This window comes from Cyclobacterium sp. 1_MG-2023 (genome assembly GCF_030546805.1).
GTDB lineage: Bacteria > Bacteroidota > Bacteroidia > Cytophagales > Cyclobacteriaceae > Cyclobacterium.
Genome location: NZ_JAUOPC010000012.1, coordinates 1 through 23,716, shown reverse-complemented (window position 1 = coordinate 23,716; position 23,716 = coordinate 1). Strand labels below are relative to the sequence as shown.

The following is a 23,716-nucleotide window of genomic DNA, read 5'->3' as shown; positions in this document are numbered from 1 at the left end:
GAAAAAGAAATGGTTAGCCATGATTTTAAAAAATAATTTAAATAAAGCAGCACTAAATATTAATAATTAAAACCCTGAATCTGACATGAAAAAGATTTTACACTTTTCACTTTTGATTGGGGCATTGTGCATTTTTATGCATCATGTTCCAATTGCAGATGCCAAAGCCAATAACTTAAAGTCCCGGCAATTGGCAGAAATACCGGTGGCAGAGGCGCAATACAGTGTAGCCTTGGCAGAAGCACTTGACAAGCTTAAGGCTTATTATAAAGCAGATATTTTATTTGCTGACAGGATGATCCAAAACATAACTGTGGACATGAGGAGCATAGATTGGGAGGGAGCACTGGAGAACAACCTTGATAAACTCCTTAGCCCTAACAAACTATCATTTATAAAACAGAGAGGGGGATCTTATGTAATTATAGCCAAAAACAGACAGTCGGGTACAGGTACACCTGTTTTGTCCCAGCTTGTTACACAAAATAACAGACTGGTATCAATGGAGCCATATGGCAGCAATGGGATTTCAGAAAGTTTACCTAATGTGGATGTTTCACAAAGGGTCAAGGGAAAAGTGATTTCTGAAATTGATGGCTTAGGTCTTCCCGGTGTAACTGTTCTGTTAAAGGGAACGGCAATAGGCACAGTTACGGATCAGAATGGGGATTATGCACTTGAATTTGAAGATGAAAATGCCATTTTGGTATTTTCTTTCATAGGCTTTGAAAACCAAGAGGTTGCAGTTGGAAATCGAGAAATTGTAGACATCACGATGCAAGAGGACATGAAATCACTTCAAGAGGCTGTGGTTACCGCTTTGGGTGTGAAGAGGGAAAAGCAGTCCTTGGGATATTCTGTGGGAAATGTGGAAGGGAGAGACCTGACAGAGACACCACAAAACAATGTGCTCAATGCAATGGCAGGGAAAGTTGCCGGTGTGCAAATCTCTCAAATGGATGGAACTGCCGGCTCGTCAGTAAATATTATTATTCGAGGGGCCAATTCTTTAAACAATGACAATCAGCCTTTATTTGTTATTGACGGCGTACCTGTTGCCAATAAATTGAACAATGGGTTTGGCGGAGCAGACATGGGTAATCCCATCTCAGACATTAATCCCAATGATATAGAAAATGTATCGATTCTAAAGGGGCCCAGTGCAGCTGCCTTGTACGGGTCCAGGGCCGGCAATGGAGTAGTATTGATAACAACGAAATCCGGTTCCGGAAGAAAAGGAATTGGTGTTGCTGTAAATTCTTCGGTGGTGATGGATTTTCCATTTAAATACATTCCCATTCAAAATGAGTTTGCTTCCGGGAAGAGTGGAGCGCATGTCTTTGAGGAGAGTGAGAATGAAAGCTGGGGGCCTGAGCTGGATGTTGGCGAAGAATGGGTTCAATGGAATAGCAATGGAGAGCCTGCACCATTGGTGTCCTACCCAAATCGTTTCAAAGATTTTTTCCAGACCGGCTATACCAATACCAATAATGTAGCTATCAGTGGGGATTATGACCAAGGTAGTTTTCGGTTGTCTGTGGGTAATATGGCCAATACCGGAATTATCCCCAATACAGATTTTTCTAGACTTACCATAGGCCTTAATACCAGTTATAATATCACCGACAGACTAAGGGCAACTGCAACCATTAATATTACTGAATCAGGTTCAGAAAATCGTCCCATTATTGATGGTGGAAGAACTTCTCCCGTAAGAAGTCTATATGAAACAGGAGCGCAAGTAAATATTCTTGATCTCCAACAGTATTGGGTACCGGGATCTGAAGGTATTCTTCAGAGAAAATATAAACAAAAGCAAAACAACCCCTATTTCGTCGTAAATGAAAACCCTACAGGTTTTGATAGAAACAGGACGGTCAGTAAGCTACAGCTCGATTATGATGTCACCAATAATCTAAGCATGATGCTCCGCTATGCAAGAGATTCTTATGATGAACAGCAGGAGGCAATAATTGCTTACAATAATTATGATCAAATCAATGGAGGATATCATTTAAGAAACAACATTAACAAGGAGAACAACTTGGACTTTATGCTGAATTATCAAAAAGTTTTCAATGAAGATTGGAACATTACAGCATTGGCCGGAGCGAACAGAATGGAGCAAAAGTATGGCTTTATGGATAATAATGCAGGGCAGTTGGTCATTCCTATGCTGTATACCATTTCGAATGGGGCACCAGGTACAGTTTCCTATGATAGCCAGCAATTCTGGAAAGTAATTTACGGTATTTATGGATCGGTATCTACCGGGTTCCAAGATAAATTGTATTTGGATATTACTGCCAGAAATGATTGGTCAAGTACATTACCGATAGAAAACCGATCTTATTTTTATCCCTCAGCATCCTTGAGTGCCATTGTTTCTGAAATGGTAAACATGCCTTCTTTTGTCGATTTATTTAAATTTCGTGCAGGGATAGCTCAGGTAGGTAATGATGTGGCCCCCTATAGTTTGATCCCTACTTTCAATACGGCCTTGGACTGGGGTACTGCAAAAAGTATGTACATGGGAGGCTTGCTGAGGAATACTTCCTTAAAACCTGAAATATCTACTTCTTCAGAGGCAGGATTTGATATCTCTCTATTCAACAATAGGGTGGGCATAGACGCAACTTATTATGTCCGTGGAAATAAAAATCAAGTATTGCCAATAGCTCTTCCTATAGAATCAGGGGCTAGCAGTAAGCTCATTAATGCCGGTTTGGTGGAAAGCCGAGGCTTTGAATTAGGGCTTAGTACTTCACCTATTATTTCCGGGGATTTTAGATGGGACTTGAATGTTAACTTTTCCAGAAACAGGACAAGTATCAAAGAGCTTGCAGATGGGATTACCTATTACAATTTCACTTCTTACAGTGGAGCGGAGCTAAGAACTTACGTAGGAGGAGATATAGGCGACATATACATGCGCCCGGTACTTACCGTGAAAGATACAGAATCGCCTTATTTCGGATACCCCGTGCTTACCGGTAGTGGATTGTACCAAGCAGATCAGGATGTTAATAATCTAGTTAAGATTGGGAATTTCAATCATGACCTGATGGTATCCTTTCAGCCAACCTTTAGCTATAAAAACTTTAGTTTGTATGCGAATATAGATTGGAGACAAGGGGGTGAATTTTACTCCAACACCATGATGTTTATGGGGAATAATGGGATGTTGGAAGAAACCCTTTCAGGCATGCCTTATGACCCGAATAGACCTATTGAAGATCAAATCAAAGAAAATCCTGAAGCCTATTTTGGCAATTGGATTGGGGGAAGAAATGCAGCTTACGGAGGCTTGCCTTGGACGGGGGAAGAGGCTACCTATAGAGAGCAAGATGCCAGTTTTAACGTAGGTGTGCGAGAAAGTAGGGATGCTGAAGGCAATATCGTTTACATAGAAAACCTTGGAGGAGCTACTACCCAATGGTTAAATCCTTTTCAAGCCTACCGGTATGCCAACCGACCTTTCCCTGACAGAAACTTATACAGTGCTACTTATGTCAAGCTTAGGGAAATTGCTTTTACTTATCGCTTAACCACCAATTTATTAGATAAAATAAGCTTGAGAAACGCTTCAATTTCTGTAGTAGGAAATAATCTGTTTGTATGGATAGAAGCCGGAAACGGCATAGATCCGGAGAGGGCTTTTAGGCAAACCGGCAACCGATGGATTCAGGGAGTAGAATATTACAATGTAATGCCATGGACAGGTTCTTTAGGCTTGAAAGTAAATGCAGAATTTTAACTGAATGATAGTCATGAAAAATCTATTAAAAAACATATTTACTATTGGATTGATAGCTTCTTTTTGGGCTTGTGAAGACCTGACAGAAGTCAACATAAACCCCAACAGTCCTGAGCAGGTTTCATCCAATTATATTCTTACTTATGTATTGTCAAATACGGCAAAGACTTACCATAATTTGGGCTATGAAAACTCTAAAATAGCAGGAGCCATGCAGTATGTGCAACGTGGGACCAATGAAGGGGCGGTGGTTGTCAATTTTTATGGCTGGGGGCATGAGTCTTGGAATAGCTATTTTGACATCCTTAGAAATAATCAGGTTATTTACGATAATGCCATAGAAGAGGATAATCAATTCTTTAAAGGGATAGCATTGATTATGCGATCCTTTCATTTTGGTCTGATGAGCGATCTATATGGAGATATTCCTTACTCTAGTGCTCTGCAAGCCAACAATGACATATTCTTTCCAAAATATGATCGCCAAGTAGATGTATACAAAGGGATTATGATAGATTTGAAAGAGGCGGACGCTTTGCTTCAAAACCTTGATCCGGCAAAAGATTTGGTAAATGCTACTTCAGATATCTTGTATGGCGGAGATGCCCAGAAGTGGAGAAGGTTTGCCAATGCTTTGCGTATGCGTTACAGTATGCGTTTGATTGGGAAAAAGTCCGAAATGACTGCATTGGGCGTTGATTTGGAAAAAGAATTCAATGAAGCCTCACATTTTACCTTTACCGACAATACGGATGATGCAAAAGTGGATTTTCTGGGAACAGATGAAAACAATGCAGCACCGGGTGGTCCGCTGAATAGTCCAAACCCTAATTTGCTGCTAAAGCCGGCACAAACTATTGTGGATAAACTAATAGGTTTAAATGATCCCAGATTAGATTGTTGGATGATGCCGGTTCAATACAAGTGGGACAATGAGGTGCTAGAAGAAAAGGACTCTGTAGTAACCAATATCCTTGGGGAATCTTATACGGTTCGATTTAAACCGGCGCCTGAAGGATTAAACGTGAATACCAATTTATATGTGGGACTGCCTGTGGGTTTACCTATAGTAGAGGCCATGGCATTCAATAAAGGTAACGATGAAGAAGGGTATCACCCGGAAAGAAGCCCCTATATCTCTTACTTACATGAGCGCTATCGCAAAGATCAAGATGAATACGTAGGTATGAATTTAATTACCTACAGTGAAGTAAAATTTTTAATGGCTGAGGCGGCCCAGATGGGAGGGTTTAATGTAAGCGATCCTGAAATGCATTACAAAGAAGGAATTAAAGCTTCGATGGAAAAGTATGGTATCCTATCAAATGCCGGAAGTTTTTATTTTGATACCTATTACGATCAAGAGTCAGTGTCGCTAGCTTCTACCAACAATAAAGAACAACGGATCATGGAACAAAAATGGTTAGCCAATTGGCAAAATCCTCAGGCTTGGTTTGATTGGAGACGTACCGGCTATCCGGTACTTGAAGCCGGCCCGGTCACTCAATTTGGGGCTGCCATTCCGGTTCGATACATGTACCCTTCACCTAATTTAGACCCAAACTACCTAGAAAATTATGAAGAAGCCTTATCCTCTCTGGAGGACACTGAATATATACCGGCCGGGCAAAGTAAAGATCATCCTTATGCTAAGATGTGGTTACTTCAAAATTCCGGAAAACCTTGGTAAAAACTGATGGGTTAATAACCTGAAAATTTCTTGGCCAGCCAAATCAATCAAGAATGCTACAAATTATTGAAGGCAACAAGGCTGAATGTAAAACTAAAACAAAGAAAAGCCACTTGAACTTTCAAGTGGCTTTTACTTATTAAGCATTAATCAATAATTGAGGAATAAAATTTTAAATAAGCTGTCTTACTGCTAGTTCCAGCCCCCTCCCAATGCTTTGTATACATTGACTTTGGCGTTCATCTGGCTTAGTTTTATTTCTATTAGTTCCATTCTGGATTCCAACGCTTCTCTTTGGGTTAGCAATACTTCCATATAATCTGCTCTTGCAGAACGGAACAAGCTATTGGAAATGGTGATTGATTGATTGAGTAAATCCACTTCTTTGGCCTTAGTTTCATAGCTTGCACTAGAATTAACGATCTGAGATAACTGATTTGCTACTTCTATATAGGCTTGTAAAATGGTTTGTTCATAGCTATAAACAGCTTGCAACTGTTTTGCATTGGCACTGTTATAGGTTGCCTTTATCGCGTTTCTATTGACCAAAGGAGCCACTAAATCACCTCCTAGATTGTACAGAATTGAATGAGGGTTGAGGAGATATTTAGGATTAAAGGATCCAAAACCCACCCCCGCTTCAATGCTAAATGAAGGATAGAAATTGGCTCTTGCAATATTAACGTCCAATTTGGCTGCCTCTAAAGCTAATTCTGCTTGTTTAATATCCGGTCTATTGGTCAGCAATTGAGAGGGTATCCCTGAATGAATATCGTCAATGGCAATGTCATTGAATTCAGATGAACTTCTGATGATGGGTTGAGGGAATCGACCTACCAAGAAATTCAACCAGTTTTCTGTTTCAACAATCTGCTGCTTGATATCGTATTGCAGGTTTTCAGTATTGAGCAACTGGGCAGCAAATCTATTAACTGCAAGTTGAGTTTCCTGAGCAGCCTGTTTCTGTTGTTCAATGATTCGAAGAGCATTTCTTTGAATGGCGATATTCTTTTGAATTATTTCCAGCTGATTGTCTAGAGCCATTAATTCATAATAAGCATTAGAAATTTCAGCAATCAAATTGGTGACCATAAAGTTTCTACCCTCAACACTGGACAAATACCTGGCTACTGCCGCCTTTTTTCCATTGCGAAGCTTCTTCCAGACATCCAGTTCCCAAGAAGCAAAAGCCCCCACCATAAAATCTGGCAGTGGTTCAGGAATGGCCTGGCCTTCCCTAATATTCAGACTTTCATCCACTGCTCCATGACGGGTATATTTGCCATCCTTTTCCAGTCCTGCGCCCACTCCAAGGTTTACAAAAGGAAGGTATTCCCCTTTTCTGGCCAGTATCTCATTGTTTTCTACCGCTATTTCCTGGAGCAGGATGTTCAGCTCCTGATTATTGGCCAAGGCGGTATCTATCAAAGAGATCAAATTAGAGTCAGTAAAGAACGTTCTCCAGTTGGTTAAGGCACTGTTGGTAGTGTCTGTTGAAGTATTGAAACTGTCCGGAACTGACTTGTTTTCATTTATTGTTGTCACCTGTGGTGTTTTACATCCCCACACAATGAGTAAGGAAACCAATAGGGTTGTCGTGTTTTTTATGAATTTATTGGCCATCTTTAAGTTCTTTTTTCGACAATAATTTCTTTAGTTTCTTAAGCAAGCTTGCATCTGCTTGACTTTTAACATAGTCTTCACTTAGTGGCGTTTCGTCTTCGTCCTTGATCAGTGTTCTACCTTCTGCTAAACTGCCGAAAATATAATAAAGCCCAGGTACAATGACCACCCCAAAAAGGGTTCCGAATAACATGCCACCCATAGCAGAAGAACCGATAGTTCTGTTGCCTATAGCACCCGCTCCTGTTGCAATGACTAGCGGAATCAATCCGGCAATAAATGCAAATGAGGTCATCAAAATAGGACGGAACCTAACTTTTGCCCCGATGATAGCAGCTTCTAGGATAGTAGATCCTTGCTGGTGCTTTTGAATGGCAAATTCAACTATCAACACCGCATTTTTTCCCAAAAGTCCAACCAGCATGATCAATCCAATCTGCGCATAAATATCATTGGCCAATCCCATAAATTTCAACATAAGGAATGATCCAAAAACACCAATAGGTAATGAAAGGATAACTGCTAGAGGAATAATAAAACTTTCATATTGCGCTGCCAAAACCAAATAAACAAAGATCAATACGACGATAAATATATAGATGGCTTCATTGCCCCTTCTGGATTCATCATAGGAAAGTCCTTCCCAAGCAATGTCATAGCCATTTGGGAGCGTTGTTGCGGCCACTTCTCGAATGGCCTCAATGGCATCCCCACTTGTATAACCAGCTGCTGGAACTCCTTTGATTGAAGAGGAAGTGTAGAGATTAAATCTTGTAATTTCATTAGGTCCTTGCTTTTTCTCCATTTTCATAAAAGCAGAGTAGGGGACCATTTCTCCTTCTTCATTCTTGATGAATAAATTCATAATATCTGAAGGAAGCTTTCTGTATTCCGGAGCTGACTGGGTATATACCTTAAAGAAATTACCGAACCTTATAAAACCTTGTTCATAAGTACTACCGATTAAAACATCCAGATTTTCCATGGCTTTACCAATAGAAACACCTTTTTGCATGGCCAATTTATTGTCAATGGTAAGCTCAAATTGTGGATAGTTGGCAGCAAAGAAGGTAAACAAGCCAGTTAATTCAGGCCTTTTATTAAGGGCCTCCATAAAATCACGGTTTACCTGGTCAAACTCTTGGTAATCAACAGTACTGTTTTTGTCAATCATCCTTAAAGAGAAACCATCAGATGCTCCATATCCCGGTACTGCCGGTGGTTCAAAATATTCAATCACCGCACCTAAATCCTTGGTCTCTTCTTCCAGCTCTTCAATAATTTCTTTTACTGAGTGATGTCTTTCTGACCAGTTTTTTAAGTTAATTAGACAGGTACCGGCATTGGAGCCCCTTCCTTCTGTAAGTATTTCATACCCTGCCAAGGATGAAACAGATTGTATGCCATCAATCTCCTCAGCAATCTCCTGAAGTTTTCTGGAGACCTCATTGGTCAATTCCAAAGTTGAGCCCGGAGGAGTTTGAATAATTGCATAGATCATTCCCTGATCTTCATTTGGTATAAACCCTGTTGGAAGCTCCTCATTGACAACGAAAATCCCTAATCCAAAAGCAAGAAGGATACTGTATGTAATTACTTTTCGGTTGACAATAAGCTTAAGTAAACCTTCGTATTTATCAGTGACTTTATCAAATTTTCTATTGAACCAGTCCAAGAAAAGATCAATGGGAGATTTTCTTTTTGGCTTCCCATGATTGTTTTTGAGGATCATGGCGCACAATACCGGAGTTAATGTCAAGGCCACCAAACCTGAAAGAACAATGGAACTGGCCATCGTGATTGAAAATTGGCGGTAAAATACACCAACCGGGCCGGTCATAAAGGCAACGGGTATGAAAACTGCGGTCATTACCAAGGTAATGGCTATAATGGCTCCGCTAATTTCACCCAACACTTTCTTAACAGCCTTGAATGGGCTTAGGTTTTCTTCTTCCATTTTGGCATGGACGGCTTCCACTACCACAATGGCATCATCCACCACAATCCCAATTGCCAACACCAGTGCAAATAAGGTGATCATGTTAATCGTTAAGCCAAAAATTTGCATGAATACAAAAGCCCCGATCAATGAAACAGGAACAGCGATGGCCGGTATTATTGTAGATCTCAAATCCCCTAAGAATAGAAAAACCACCAAAGCAACCAATATAAAGGCTTCTACTAATGTATGTAATACCTTATCAATGGAGGCATCAACAAAGGTGGATACATCATAATTGATCTCGTAGGTCATGCCCGGAGGGAAATCCTTTTCGAGTTCTTTCAATTTAACTTTTACATCATCAATTACCTTACTGGCATTACTACCAAAATTTTGCTTCAATACCATAGAAGCAGCAGGATACCCATCTTTATTCGAGTATATATCAAAAAATTCACTACCTAGTTCTACTTCTGCAATGTCTTTGAGCATTAATATCTCTCCTTCAGGATTGGCTCGGATGATGATGTCTTCGTACTCTTCAGGTAAATTAAATCTGCCCTTATAAGTCAATACATATTCTATTGATTGGGCGGTTTTTCCCGAACTCTGTCCGAGTCTACCCGGTCTACCAATGACACTTTGTTCATCAATCGCTTCTAAAACTTCTTCCGTAGAAATATTATAGGCCCGCATTCGATCGGGTTTTAACCATACCCGCATGGCGTATTGCCGGCTACCTAAGATTGTTGCCCTTCCCATTCCACTTATCCTTTGGAGTTCGGGAAGTATGTTGACGTTGGCATAGTTGTAAAGAAATTTTTCATCTGCCTTTTTATCCGTACTGAAGAGGTTCACATACATCAACATACTGGGTTGGATAGGTGTGATGATCACCCCCTCCCTTTGCACCAGAGGCGGGAGATTGTTCATCACCTGATCCACTCGGGTTTTTACGTTCACCACTGCAGCATTCGGATCTGTGCCCGGCTCAAAAATAATTTGTATGGTGGCCTCCCCGGCACTGGTTGCATCAGAAATAATGTACTGCATTCCCTTAACTCCATTAATCGCTCTTTCCAGAGGAATTAAAGTGGATTTAACCAAAACGTCTGCACTAGATCCGGGATAGGCGATAAATATATTTACCCTTGGCGGGGCTATTTCAGGGAATTGCGAAATAGGCCTTGTTGCAATTGCTAATATTCCTAGGAATATGATGGCCAGGGAGATAGCTATCGCTAAAACCGGCCGTTGTATAAACTTGCTAAACATGTCTAAAGTAATTTATAGGTTAAATTTACTCTGCATGAAGCAGGTTTAAATCAGCTAAAATATCTCTTTGATCTAGGAATTCGTGCTTTATTGTCTGGTTGTTTTTAACTTTTCTTAGACCATCAATAAGCACTTTATCCGTAGGTTTAAGACCTTCGCTCACAATAAACAAATGAGGGATTTCGTGGGCGATCGTGATTTCAGTAGACCTTAAGGTATTGGTTTCATCTACAATAAAGACGAACTTTTTATCCAATATTTCGAAGGTTGCTTTTTGTGGTATGATCAATGCATCTTTAAAAATAATAGGCATTAATATATTCCCCGTTTCCCCGTGTCTTAAGAGACCTTTATCATTAGGGAATGTTGCCCTAAAGGCTATATTACCTGTCTCATTATTAAAATCAGCTTCAATGGTTTCTATATGGCCTGCATATTCAAAGTTTTGGTTGTTGGCCATTTTGAACTGCACTTCGGGTAAGTTTTCTAAACCTGTGGAGGTTGCAAGGTCCAAATACTCGGATTCAGGGACGTTGAAGTAAACCCACATTTTGCTATTGTCAGATAAGGTAGCCAATAATTCACCCTCATCTAAAAGGCTACCTAACCGCACATGAAATCTACCCATTATTCCATCAAATGGAGCCCTGATTTCAGTAAAACCCAGATGCGCTTTGGCCAAATTTAACTCGGCTGTTGCCTTCGCAAGTTTTGCCCTTGACATCGCCAATTCATTGGAAGAAACGATATTGCTGTCTGCAAGACTTTGGGTGTTGTTAAATTCTATTTTAGCAAAGTCGGCTTCCGCTTCAGCTCTTTGCTTTTCTGCTTCATAAATAAGCGGCATTATTTGAAACATTAATTGTCCCTTTTTAATGAACTGTCCTTCATCTACGAATACTTTTTGTAAATAACCTTTTTCAAGTGCCCTTAGCTCTATATGTTGAATGGAGTGCACTTGACTAACGTATTCCTGAAAGACCACTGTATCCATTTTTATTGGACTTGTAATCCGGTAGGTGGACTCCGGGTGTCCAGCTTCTTTCTTATGCTGGCACGCAGTATTGCCTAGAATGGCTAGTAAACAGATGAGAATCAATATCCTCTTCATAATGATTATGATTTTTTATTATAAAAATTGATATAAATAGCCCTTGAGTAGATGAAAACCTACTGGAAATAAAAGGCTTGGATGATATCATCGGAGTGGATCCAATGATGGTATTAATGAGCTAAAAAAAATTAAATGAGAAAACTCTTCCAGGAATGGTGAAGAATGATGAGTGAAATCCTTGATCTGTTATGATTGGAGAGGTTCAACTGGGAAAATAAAGATTTTTCCAAATTGTAACCCAGCTTTGAGAAAAAAGCGGTATTAACAGTGAAGTGTTCATTGTCTTCGTCTAAGGTTTTATTAGATTCATTTTCGCTTTCATTTTCCTGTTCTTCCGGAGAGTCTCCTTCAGATGGTAAATGCAAAAAATAGTGTATATCACTTAAAATATCATTGGCAGATAGATAAGTGATTTGCTGGCTAGAATCCCCCGAATCGTCATTCAAAGAACTTCCTTGAATAACTAATGGGCTGAAAAGAAGCATTAAAAAGCACACAGCCAAAGAAGCCCCGATATAGATGGGGTTCTGTACAGAATCCTTTATAAAATGTCTATTACTTTTCATTTAGATCAACAAACCTATAAAAATATTTTATAATTTATAACGTTTTAAGGTTTTTTTACATAAAATATATTTTGATTATTTTGAGATTTCCGTATGCAATGGTTCTCAAACTGTGATTTTATATAAAATTGGAGCCCACCATTTTATGGAGTTTGTTGATTAATTAACAATAGTAGAATAGAATATTTGTGGCTTAAATACTTGTAAAACAAATGTTTAACTGTTGTTGTTTATTGACTGGAGAGATTACTGATCCATAAATATTAAAGTTTAAATTTTAGTTTTAATGGTATAATTACGGTTAAAACCTTTCCATTTGGAAGTAATAAAAACACAGGTCTTTTACAAGATAATTACTATAATGGCAATAAAGTCTAGCCCTTATTACATAATCCTAAAATCTGAATGGATGAAAGCATTTATAGCTTTGGGTTGAAATAGACGAAATTTAAGCCAATCAGTGTAATATTGAATGTTCAACCCGAAATATGCAATAGACAATCTATTACGTGCTGAAATCGCTTCAAAATCAGCCACTTCGTTGCTGTTTTCAATTTCACCATAGCGGTGCTATGCTAAAATATCAAAACAGCCTGATTTTCTTGCGATTGCAACACTCATCACGAATCCTATTACATAATCCGGGTTCAATTATCCAATTTATTATGAATTAAATGTCGAGCATTTCATATCACTGTTAATTCAAAAATTGATTTGTATTCTTGGTTAAGAATTTAAGGTAGATTCTTTTGATGAAAGAATAGTTTCCTTTGCTATGGAATGAAGCGGGCAAAAAGCTTATTAATCATTGGACATATTGGTTGTCTGTGGAAGTGATAAGCTTTGTGGCTCCTTTAATTATTTCAACATTTATTTCTTTAAATTCCCCTATCACCTCACCATCTAGTTGAAGCAACCTTGGTTTTTTAAATTTTAATACTGCTTTTTCCGTACAGATGGCAATGATGTTTTCTTTCATATAAAAAATGTCATTGAATTTGGAAAGACCGGCATTGATTAAGAATTGGGTGTTGAGATCCTTTACCAGTATAATTTCAAATTTGCCATCCATTGGGTTCCCATCAATATTCAGCGGAATGCCGGTACCATACTTTTTAGCATTACAAATGCCTACCATTACCGCTTTTTCAACAATTGTCTTATCCAATGTATCTACCTCAACCTCAAAAGGATCATTTCTGGTTAGTTCGTCTATAAAATATTTTGCGTAGGTGGCCATTCCTCTGTTTGGATCTTTTTCATAAGAAGCCACTATTTCAGCGTTGATGCCTACATCGCCAAGGTGGATAGAAAAATGTTTGTCGTTGACCTTTAAAATATCCAAGTCCCTGATCATGGAGGACATAATCAGATCCTTTAAGGCTTCCATAGGATTAGAATGTACACCTAATTCCACTGCCATTCCATTGGCTGATCCCAAAGGAATGATTCCCATAGGGATTTTACTTTCCATTAAAGCAATGGCCGAAAACAAGGTTGTTCCATCCCCGCCCACAGAGGCAACCCTGTCTGGGGCAAATGAATTGATGATTTCCTTTACCTTTCTTTCATCATCTTTACCTGTTGTTTTAAAAATTTGGGTAGTTATACCATATTTTTGACATAATTTTGAAGCCTTATTTAAAAAAGGCTCCTTATTTACATCCCCTGAAACGGGATTGACAATGAAGAGAAGGTTCATATTAGTATTTTATAGACAAAACAATCCTTTATTGAAGCCAACTGAATTGGTAAAAGCTTGATAAATCGATTATTTTTCGAATTATTGAGTATTCAATGACCAGCTTATTCCGTGCCAATATTTTAACTATTAAGATAATATTTTTCACAGAGAGTTTTACTGATTTCGGTCGTGGAAAGTTTCTTATTTATCTGATTTTTTTAGTTGATTTTTGCCAAAAACCAGTATTCAAGGCATTTCATTTAATCTATGCGGCAACTTCCAACTTTGTGTTCATTAACACTGATTAGCTGATCAAGACGAAATGTCACTTTGTTTTCCAAAACAATAAATTCTTCTTTGTTTTTAGTATAAATATCCTTAATCCGAGTATTGATACTGATATCGTCATTCGTTTTATTTCTATAGACGATTTTAACTAGCTCTTTTCTGGTGGCCCAATCTTGTAATCTGTCAACAAATAAACAATCAATAGGAATGTATTTGGGAAGCTTATCCATTGTTTAAATTTTTTTTTGGTTACTCTATCTTGAAGTATTTTCAATGATTTATCATGGACGTAGGTTTTTATCTAATCATGTCATTGATAACTTTCCCAGCCTTTGCATCCGGATATTCTGTTCCTAAAAGTTTGAAAATGGTTCTGGCTATCATGGAAGAATGCCATAAACCTTTGGTTTTCATCTCACCTTTCGCTGGAGTATCTGGGCCGATGGCTGCCATCCATATTTCTTTGGCTTCAGGAATGGAGGATCCATGCCCCGTCCAAGTTTTTTTATTTGTTCCTCTTCCATGATCTGTAGTTATGATCATTGTTGTTTTGTTTTTGTATTGAGGAGAATTTTGAATATAATCCCACAGTTCTTTAAGGTAGGTATCAAACTGGTGAATTGAATACAGATACTGGTCATATGCGTTGTCATGTGCCCAATCATCAGGTTCGCCGTAAGCAATGTAAACGACCTTTGGTTCATTTTTTTTAATTCCTTCCAGAGCATAGTTGTGGGTAAAAGCATCCAACCTTACCCCTCCCCAAGGGCCTCTAATTTCACTTTGAAGCCTGTTGATCATTAACTCTTTATCCGTAAGATTAATTCCTTCAGCCAAATCAAAACCTGCATTAACGGGGACCTTACTTCTTTCTTCATTAATTATGAATGGAAACACATCCCAGCTTCCATAGGCCAAAACCTTGTTTTTGTAGTCAGTAGATTGATTTAAGTATTCCAATAAAGTTGTATTGGGGTTATTAACTTTTGAATTTGAATTGATCCTTTTATCATCTGCAAACCCACTTAACACTTCATTGTATCCCGGGTAGGAAAATAGCATGGTATTGCTGTTGTCAACCAAATTGCCATAAACTCTATTTCCATACAATTGTCCTTCAGTGCTTAGCTTTTCCCAAAAAAATGGCATTAACATCTTCCTGCGTTTTTTTGGGTCGCTGTCCCAATATTTAGCCATTAGTTCATCTGTGTTCTCAACCATCCCTGTGTCATCAATAAACAAGGAATCAGCTCCCTTGAATACTTCCTGCCAACGAAGCCCATCCACTGTGATCAAAAAGATGTTTTCCGTTTTGGTTTGTTTTTGAGCATGTAATGGAGAAAAATTGATAAAGAAACCAATCGTTAACAGTAGGAATAGCTGTTTCATTTTCTTTTTATTGAAATTTAATCTTATGGAATTTAATGATATTAAAACAATCTTGATAAAGCAATGTGAACCCTTAACCTTCTCACAATAATAATTAGTTTACCTAGTCTTTTGATTGGAATTTACATAGAAATACCTGATTCTACATGCTTTTTGTTGTGAACCTTCATTGAGATTATCCGGGATCCTGATTTCCAAAAGATGGGCCTCATTGTGTAATTCATTGGCCAAAGTATAATACCAAGGTAGGTGCAACTGTTTGCTCCAAGGTGTAAGCAAGTCCAGTTGTTTCCATTCACCTTTGTCTATTCTATAGCGAATGGTGGCAGCATCCTGTCCTGCGGACACGGCAATACCTACAGCTGTTCCATTGAATTTAAATTTCAAAGATTTGGCCCCACTTTTACCAATCAAAAATGGTTGGCCTGCATAGTTCGGTCTCGTTTTTAAATTGTCAGCAGGTTCCCAATCAGGAACATGTTGCCAACCTTTGGCTAATTTTGCTTCCTTAACATCTACTAGAAATCCTGAATCATAAGCATACGGATCCAATTTTGTTGGAACCGTGTAATGGATGGCTTCCTCTTTCGAAAGTTTACTTTTATTGAAACTGTTCCTTAGGAATGTAATAATTGAATGGGCATAAATCCTTTGGCCAAAAGGGGAAGGGTGAAGGTTCTTGAAATCCTTTTCCCATGAAAATTCCCCGGCATCAATTCTATCTGTAACCTCTTTAGCCAAATTAATGGTGGGAATGCCATAATGATCTGCTACTGCTTGATGGTTTACAATTACTTCCGGTATCAAGCCTTCACGGTAAAGGGATATTTTTCCCGGATCTACAAAATGCATGATTACAATATCCATTTCAGGATTGGAATTTCTTGCCTGCCTGATGATTCCTTCTATCGCGCGCTTTTGTTCCTTTGAGGTTCTTCCATTTCCGGAATCATTAACAGCAGCTTCTACAAATAGTAAATCCACTTTACCTTTGGACAAGACATCTCTTTCAAGCCTAAAAGCTGAAGGAGTACTTCCCATAGAAGGGATGCCGGCATTTATAAATTCAATGGAGGTACCAGAGAACCGTTCTTGTATAAAATTATTTATACTGTCTCGCCAGCCATGATTGTGTGTGATAGAGCCGCCTAAATAGGCAACACGGCTGGTTTTATTGCTAGAGAATTTATGGTAAGCATTTAGAATGCCTCCATTTATTTTGTGGTAATTTTCAGAAGCTAATGATTGGGTTTTAATTGAGTTGTACTTGATAAAGTCTGCAACCAATCTGGGTGTTTGTATAGGGAAGTGGTGTCCTTTTAGGTTTTGTTCCCCATCCACAGATGTTACGATGGTGGCCAGTCCACCTGCTTTTATGTAATTTTGAACAAAGGGAAGTGTATTTTCTTCTACTGGAACTATTTGATCATCAAGTCCGATCATGTGAAGGATAGGTACCCTTTTTGTTGGCAACTCATTGAGGTTATCAATCGGGTTGTCGGCATAGTTTTTTGCTTCCTCATCTGTGGCAAAGCCATAAACCTCCTTTAACCGGAGCCAATCCTTTGGAGAGCCTTCACCGTTTCCAAAACCTCCGGGCCAACTTTTAAAATCCAGTACCGGTGCTTCTGCATAAATGCAAGCTACCTTGTCAACATTGGCCTTTGCCCAATTATATATAAATAAGCCTCCTCGACTTACTCCCATTAAAGAAACTTGTTTTTGGAGGTCTTGCTCGGAAGTCAGTAGTGAATAGAAATCATCCCAAACCTTAACAGCTTCTTTATTTCCATAAAGATTATCAGTATTGACATAAGCCAAGTGAAAACCTTCAGCTACTAAGATACTGTCAGCAGTAGTATGCCAGTCCGGAAATCTAGCCCGCCAAATCCATGGCTTGCCCGGGAGTGCTTTGTTAGGGAGAACCAGTCTGGCTTTTCTCCCTTGGAAACTAAAGTCATAACGCTCAAACCCTTTCCATGTAGAAAGCTTAGCAGCTTCAAATGAATCGTCAAGCTGGGATTGGGCATAAGCCTGAGTAAAAAGGAGCTGGCAACAAAGAAAAGCCAGAAATGTATAAATTTTAAACATTGATCGGATGGTTTTTGATTAGATTTTGAGCCAATTAAACAGAATTCATTCTATTGTTTTGCCAAACATTAATAGAGATTTTCAATTTATTCGTAAGCCCTTATTTCAAAAATACGCGCATGGTCTAGGCCCTGTGTCGACAATACAGTGAGTTTTACGGTGTCTATGGAATGTCCTTTAAGGACATGTTTTCGTTGCCTATGGTAATTGCCTTTTTGTGACAAGGATTCCTTTTGCTGACCATTTAAATAAGTAGCTATGGTATAGTCTTTAACGGTCTCAGGTTGCGGACTTCCCCAGTGCATTTTTTGAGTGTATTCATCTGCAAGACTAAAGGTCAAAACTCTGTGCGCTCCGGTATCAAAAACTATCTGTATTAATCGGATATTTTTGGGTTTTTTCCAAGATAATTCTATGCTTACTGGCATACCATCCATTGGTTCACTCATCCAACGATGCGTGCCATGAAGGGCAATATCAGGGTGAACACCGCGATGGCCGTGAACACTTCTTGTCTGCCCACTGATTATATTGATAGCTTTACCTTCTTCTTGTTCAGAGTCTGCCCTGATTTGTGCCTTTTTTGCCAAATCATTTTTGTCCTGATTAAGTAATCCGGGAATAAATACATCATCCTTTAGAAGTTGCTGTTGAATGCTAAAAAGTAAGTCTCTATTGGAGACGATGTCTCCGGGACATATGCTGCTTTTTCCGGCCATTGCAGCGGCTGTACCTACAGCCTGTCCTACTACAGCACAAGTGGCCATGACCCTGGTTGAGGCAAAAGCCACATGGCTTGCAGAGATATTTCTTCCTGCAAACATAAGGTTGTCAATCTTTTTACTTATGGTAGTGCGTAAGGGGATTTGGTATAAATTAGGAACATCATGGTGGATGCAAGGGGATTTATCGATCGCATCTACTCCTTCCGGTGGATGAATGTCAATATGCCAACCTCCATAAGCAATGGCATCTTCAAAAGATTTGGCCTCTTGCACATCATTTTGGTTAAGGGTATATTGTCCCATAAACCTACGGCTCTCCCTTTTTCCCGGAAGAAATCCACACCACTCTAAGGCCCAATTATCCGCCCCATGATCTCCTCCATTTTTTACATGATCCCAAACTCCCAATAAAATAGCCAATAATTCATCTCTAATGAGCTCATTGTCTTTGATAGTATCCAAGGTTCCTCCCCACTCTAACCACCAATAGCCATATTCCAAGCCCAAGTCCATGTCCATGGCAGGGGTTGCGTGCGGCCTTAGTGCCAGGTCTTCTTCTTTTATTTTTCGAGCCCAGGATGGGGGAGAGAATGGCATGGGTTTATCATGTTTTTTTGCCTGAAACATGAGGGAGGACCCTAACCTTAAATTGTCGCTTTCGTTTTGTGCCAGAGGCTCATTAAAGCTTGATTTTGCTTCTCTTCCCTCATAAAAAGGAGCACCCGAACAGGCTCCAATGGTTCCATCACCTGTGCAATCAATAAAGATTTTAGCTTCTATTTCAAACTCATCTTCAGTAGATTCTCTTCTAGCAAATGCTTTTTTTATGGTTGTTCCCTTTACTTCTGTCGCATAGACTCGGGTATTGAGCATTAAATCTAAGTTTGGCTCACTTCTACATTTATCATACAGAATTAAGTCGAATATCGCCGGAGCACGCTGAGGATTATTTACCGTTGCTTCAAGCCGTATTTCTTCGATTATCCCGGATTCTCTAGCTTCTACTGATAATTTCTCCCCTCTTTTTCCGCTGCAATCTGCGCCAACAATATGCATTCGGACCTCGCTTGATGCATTTCCTCCTAAAACAGGTCTGTCTTGACAAAGAATAACTCTAGCGCCATTTCTGGCAGCTGCAAGGGCAGCAGGTATTCCTCCCGGACCTCCGCCTGCAATTAATAGGTCACAATTTAGTTGTTTCATGAATTTAGCTTTTTTGCTTGATTCAAATGTTATTTCCTGTGTTCTTCATTTTACTTCGAATCTTAAAATTACATTATTTATTTCCTAATTTTTGTGCTGAATTGGAAATGCTTAACGAATTCTTCTTAAGTGAAGGTGGTCAAACTTTTTTTTAACATTTTTTAATAATGGTATAGGATTTGTTCCAATAGGGTAATAACAATTCTAATTTACAAGACAGAAGTTTCTAATTGTCGATAATTAGGGCCTTTAATATTATCCTACTCGAGAAGGGTTTCTAATTGATTCATTCTGTGGTATTTCTATCACATACCCATTGTTATTCAGTATAGAATTAGACCTTAAAAAACCAATTGAAATGAAAATTATATTATTAGTTCTTTTAATTATTTCCGGTATTGGATGTAAGGGAAGAAAATTAACAGAATCAGAGAAAGAGGATTTTGCTAAGCAAGATAGTGTGACTGTAGAGACTGCAGTAGGGGAGCTAAATTTACCTGCTCCATATAGCTCAACTTCTGTAACCAATCGTAGCGAAATAGTAGATTGGCCGGAAGGAAAAGGTCCCAAAGCGCCTGAAGGATTCACTGTGAGCAGGTTTGCTGAAGGTTTAGATCACCCGAGATGGACTTATATCGCTCCAAATGAGGATGTATTTGTCGCTGAATCCAATACTAAAAACAGTGCTGACCAGATAAGGTTATTGCGTGACACCGATAATGATGGCATAATAGATGAGAAACATGTCTTTTTAGAAGACTTGAATCAGAATTTTGGTATGCTGGTGTTGGGTGAGTATTTCTATGTAGCCAATACAGATGGTCTTTATCGGTATCCTTATAAAGAAGGTGCTAACAAAATCGAAGGAAAAGGCGAAAAGATGTTGGACTTGTCAGCTAGTGGGTATAACAATCATTGGACCCGGAATATAATAGCCAGTAAGGACAAGAGCAAAATTTATGTTTCTGTTGGTTCTGCAAGTAATGCAGGGGAGCAAGGCATGGAAAAAGAACATAGGAGAGCCAATATTATAGAAATAAACCCGGATGGGTCTGGTGAAATTATTTATGCTGATGGACTTAGAAATCCTGTAGGAATGGATTTTAATCCTGTTACCGGGGAACTATGGACCGCAGTAAATGAACGGGACAAATTGGGAAACAACCTTGTGCCCGATTATGTAACAAGTGTTAAAAAGGGAGGTTGGTACGGTTGGCCTTATAGCTATTATGGTCAGATAAAAGATCCCAGATGGAAAGATGACCCACATGAAGATTTGGTAGCGAAAGCAATAATTCCGGATGTACCTGTGGGTAGTCACACTGCCTCATTGGGGCTAACCTTTTATACCTCGGATGCATTTCCGAATTCATTTAAAAATGGTGCCTTTGTGGGGCAACATGGGTCATGGAACAGGAAAGATTTGGCAGGGTATAAAGTGATATTTATTCCATTTGACAATGGAAAGCCTAAAAAACCGATTGATTTTCTTAGCGGATTTGTAGCCAATGAGGAAGGTACAGAGGTCTATGGCAGGCCGGTATGTGTGGCAGTTTCGCCGGACGGATCACTTTTGGTCAATGATGACGACGGCGGTGTTATTTGGAAGGTAACTTATAATGAAGCGGATTCTTAGTTTGATGGAAGCTCTTCAACTGTAAATATTATTAAATCGATTGAAGCAAGAATAGGATCTATAGAGTTCATTTGCTATGATCAAGTTTATTAATTTTAATAATAACAATCGACTCATTTTCAAACCATTTTAACAACTTTAAACTTAAAAAATTATGCTACGTTGGACAATTATTTTCGTTATAATAGCTGTAATTGCTGCTATTTTTGGATTTGGAGGAATCGCCGAAGGAGCTGCATCCATTGCCAAGGTGATATTCTTTATTTTCGTTGTTCTTTTCTTAATTTCCTTGATTTTTGGTCGGAAATAAAAACATGTAAGTCATTTAAATTAGATCGGATGATATGTCCGGTCAGTTTCAAATCAAACCCTATTAGATTAAAATTACCGAAATTCAATACGCCAAAATAATCATCAAGATTGGTGTTGATCTCAGATAGCATAACTACCAATTTCCTGTGTATGAATAGATTAAAAAATTAGCAGTATTTGAATTGATCATATGCATGGAAGAAAAAGCAATAATTGTAAAATCCCAAGGGTAACCAACTTAAACTTAAATAAAAACTGTAAACTAAAATTAAAAAATTATGAAACGTTACATTAATATCTTTTTATTAGCACTTATGACTACCTCGTTCCTTTCATTGTCTAGTTGTAGGGATAAAAAGGATAGTGCAGGTGAAAAAATTGAAGAGGCAGCAGATGATGCAGGAGATGCAATAAAAGAAGGTGCTGAAGAGGTAGAAGATGAAATAGATGATGCAACCTAATTACAATTGATTCACTACGATATTACATTAAAAAAAGAGCGGATATTCAAACTTGAAAATTCGCTCTTTTTTTATTACTTTTTAAAAGAGCGATAAGGGTACTTTTTAAATCAAGTATTTTTTCTGATTTCAAAAGGTGCTGTTAGGAATGAATTATCCTTATTCTTAAAATCATAAATTTCAAGCACCCCATTGCATCAAGGAATAATTTTAGGTACTACTTTTAAGAAATGCTAAAGTCTAGATTACTTGCTTTATTTTTAAAAAAAAACCTGGTTTTTGATCTTTCATTTGAAAATTAAGAATACCCAAAGGGAAATAAAAACCTTGTCCAAATAATTGAAAATGAATACTAAAGGATATTTTGGGATAATATGCTATTTTTAAAATAAATAAAATACCTTATTTTTAGTAAAATAATGTAAATACGCTATTGAATTTGTGCTTATCTTGCTTAGGATTCCGAAAATAAACGGTAATTGAACGCTATTTTAAAGGTTTAATGAAAATTTATTTAAAATATAATTACAAGGTAGTTTGCGAAACCTTGGTGCGTGAGCAATTCGAGAAATTTAATATTCTATGCTCAAGTATAAATACTGGTGAATTTGAAATTTTGGATGATATGTCCAAAGAGACAAAAAACGCGATTATTCATTCACTTAATAAGTATGGTATCACGGTATTGGATGATCAGAAAGAAACCCTTGTTGATCGAATTAAAAACACAATCGATGAAATGCTAAATGATGAAAATGCTAGACATTTAAAGGTTTCCAGCTATTTGTCGGACAAACTAGGCTATACCTATTCTTATTTGTCTTCAGTGTTTTCTGAAAATACATATTCCTCAATCGAAAATTATTTAATATTAAGAAAGGTAGACTTGGTAAAGGAGTTGTTACAAGAAGGTAATTTGAACTTAACTGAAATTGCTTTTCGATTGAATTACAGTAGTGTTTCCCACCTATCAGGTCAATTTAAGAAAACTACAGGTCTTACGCCAAGCAGTTTTCAACGTATAATGGAACGAAAAAAGAACATGATAGCTTTAAATGGTCAAACCATAAAACTAGTTAATGGAAAATAATTTTCTAAATGTCGTGCTGGCAGATGATGATGAAGATGATAGGTTTTTGTTTGGAGAGGCCATCAAACAACTTTCCATTAAAACAAAGCTTTCACTTTTTAAGGATGGACAAGAGTTAATGGATTACCTCTTTTCGAATGAAATGGAAAGACCTAATTTGTTATTTCTTGATTTAAATATGCCGGTAAAAAACGGGATGCAATGTTTAAGAGAAATTCGTCAAAATTTAGCTTTCAAAGACCTGGCAATAGCAATCTATTCTACTTCCTCTACAGAGCAGGATATTGAAGATACTTTTATTTATGGAGCCAATATTTACATCAATAAACCAAGTAGTTTTAACAAACTTAAGGAAGTGATTGAAAAGGTGCTTCAAATCAATTGGCAATACCATACCTCAAACATGAACCGAAATACCTTTTTGTTTCGCTTTTAGGCCAATGATTAAATTGAAAAATTATTGAAAACTTACGTTATCGCTTAATTAGGAAGTAACTTCTTAATATTTTAAGGCTTATTAATACAGGAAATAGGTACGATGTTAATTTACAAACCTTTAAAAGGCTGATTCAACTATTGGGATTTTGAATCATGCAGGTTACGGTTAAATTTTTTCAATAGTTTATAGGGTTACTGTTTACCTGTCTTACATTTTTCCTACTGCATTTGGGTATTTCAAACTGTTTAAGCTACATTTTTTCACTACATCATTTCAAAAAGTGCCCAATTGATCTATTAATTGATAATCAATATCTTAGGATTGTTCAAAAAAATATAGACTAAAGTTAGTAAATGGATATAACGGTTTGATTTGTGCCACCCTTTTCGGTCAAACTGTGCCAGGCATTTCGGTTTAAACTGTGCCATTTC

General features: G+C 38.0%; 16 protein-coding genes. 7 read left to right on the top strand and 9 right to left on the bottom strand.

Features of this window, described 5'->3' with window-relative positions; genetic code table 11:
* The first annotated feature begins 85 nt into the window (after positions 1–85).
* Positions 86–3,757, top strand: a complete 3,672-nt coding sequence (locus tag Q4534_RS17865; RefSeq protein ID WP_303614518.1) for a SusC/RagA family TonB-linked outer membrane protein — start codon at positions 86–88, stop codon at positions 3,755–3,757.
* A gap of 13 nt (positions 3,758–3,770) precedes the next feature.
* Entirely contained in the window at positions 3,771–5,447 is a 1,677-nt protein-coding gene (locus Q4534_RS17860; protein ID WP_303614517.1) for a SusD/RagB family nutrient-binding outer membrane lipoprotein, read from the top strand.
* Between the two features lie 192 nt (positions 5,448–5,639).
* Here the strand turns inward: Q4534_RS17860 and Q4534_RS17855 are convergent, their stop codons facing one another.
* From Q4534_RS17855 to Q4534_RS17815, 9 genes are all read right to left on the bottom strand, one after another.
* Entirely contained in the window at positions 5,640–7,070 is a 1,431-nt protein-coding gene (locus Q4534_RS17855; protein ID WP_303614516.1) for a TolC family protein, read from the bottom strand.
* The gene (locus Q4534_RS17850) at positions 7,060–10,287 is read right to left on the bottom strand and encodes an efflux RND transporter permease subunit (protein WP_303614515.1); all 3,228 of its coding nucleotides are present in this window, start codon (positions 10,285–10,287) and stop codon (positions 7,060–7,062) included. The genes Q4534_RS17855 and Q4534_RS17850 overlap by 11 nt, the downstream gene beginning before the upstream one ends.
* Positions 10,288–10,312: 25 nt before the next feature.
* Positions 10,313–11,398 carry an efflux RND transporter periplasmic adaptor subunit gene (locus tag Q4534_RS17845; RefSeq protein ID WP_303614514.1) on the bottom strand — a complete coding sequence of 362 codons (1,086 nt, stop codon included), beginning with the start codon at positions 11,396–11,398 and terminating at the stop codon, positions 10,313–10,315.
* Between the two features lie 131 nt (positions 11,399–11,529).
* Entirely contained in the window at positions 11,530–11,967 is a 438-nt protein-coding gene (locus Q4534_RS17840) for a hypothetical protein (RefSeq protein WP_303614513.1), read from the bottom strand.
* A gap of 805 nt (positions 11,968–12,772) precedes the next feature.
* Positions 12,773–13,669, bottom strand: a complete 897-nt coding sequence (locus Q4534_RS17835; RefSeq protein WP_303614512.1) for a diacylglycerol kinase family protein — start codon at positions 13,667–13,669, stop codon at positions 12,773–12,775.
* A 242-nt stretch (positions 13,670–13,911) separates the two neighbouring features.
* Positions 13,912–14,169 carry a hypothetical protein gene (locus Q4534_RS17830; RefSeq protein WP_303614511.1) on the bottom strand — a complete coding sequence of 86 codons (258 nt, stop codon included), beginning with the start codon at positions 14,167–14,169 and terminating at the stop codon, positions 13,912–13,914.
* 67 nt (positions 14,170–14,236) lie between these two features.
* A complete protein-coding gene (locus Q4534_RS17825; RefSeq protein ID WP_303614510.1) occupies positions 14,237–15,328 on the bottom strand; it encodes a sulfatase-like hydrolase/transferase in 1,092 nt (363 codons plus the stop codon).
* Between the two features lie 99 nt (positions 15,329–15,427).
* Entirely contained in the window at positions 15,428–17,419 is a 1,992-nt protein-coding gene (locus Q4534_RS17820; protein ID WP_303614509.1) for an SGNH/GDSL hydrolase family protein, read from the bottom strand.
* A gap of 86 nt (positions 17,420–17,505) precedes the next feature.
* Positions 17,506–19,347: an FAD-dependent oxidoreductase gene (locus Q4534_RS17815; RefSeq protein WP_303614508.1), complete on the bottom strand. Its 1,842-nt coding sequence runs from the start codon at positions 19,345–19,347 to the stop codon at positions 17,506–17,508.
* A 358-nt stretch (positions 19,348–19,705) separates the two neighbouring features.
* On the opposite strand from Q4534_RS17815, the gene Q4534_RS17810 reads away from it, so the two are divergent.
* The 5 genes from Q4534_RS17810 to Q4534_RS17790 all read left to right on the top strand — a co-directional run bounded on the left by Q4534_RS17810 (position 19,706) and on the right by Q4534_RS17790 (position 23,282).
* On the top strand, positions 19,706–20,983 hold the full coding sequence (locus Q4534_RS17810) for a sorbosone dehydrogenase family protein (RefSeq protein WP_303614507.1): 1,278 nt from the start codon (positions 19,706–19,708) through the stop codon (positions 20,981–20,983).
* Positions 20,984–21,137: 154 nt separating this feature from the next.
* A complete protein-coding gene (locus Q4534_RS17805) occupies positions 21,138–21,293 on the top strand; it encodes a DUF1328 domain-containing protein (protein WP_303614506.1) in 156 nt (51 codons plus the stop codon).
* Between the two features lie 280 nt (positions 21,294–21,573).
* Positions 21,574–21,756 (top strand): hypothetical protein, encoded by a 183-nt coding sequence (locus Q4534_RS17800; RefSeq protein WP_014022971.1) that lies wholly within the window; start codon positions 21,574–21,576, stop codon positions 21,754–21,756.
* Between the two features lie 625 nt (positions 21,757–22,381).
* Positions 22,382–22,846 (top strand): AraC family transcriptional regulator, encoded by a 465-nt coding sequence (locus tag Q4534_RS17795; RefSeq protein WP_303614505.1) that lies wholly within the window; start codon positions 22,382–22,384, stop codon positions 22,844–22,846.
* Positions 22,836–23,282, top strand: coding sequence for a response regulator (locus Q4534_RS17790; protein WP_303614504.1), 447 nt, complete (start codon positions 22,836–22,838; stop codon positions 23,280–23,282). Before Q4534_RS17795 ends, Q4534_RS17790 begins: the two co-directional genes overlap by 11 nt.
* Positions 23,283–23,716: the final 434 nt, after the last annotated feature.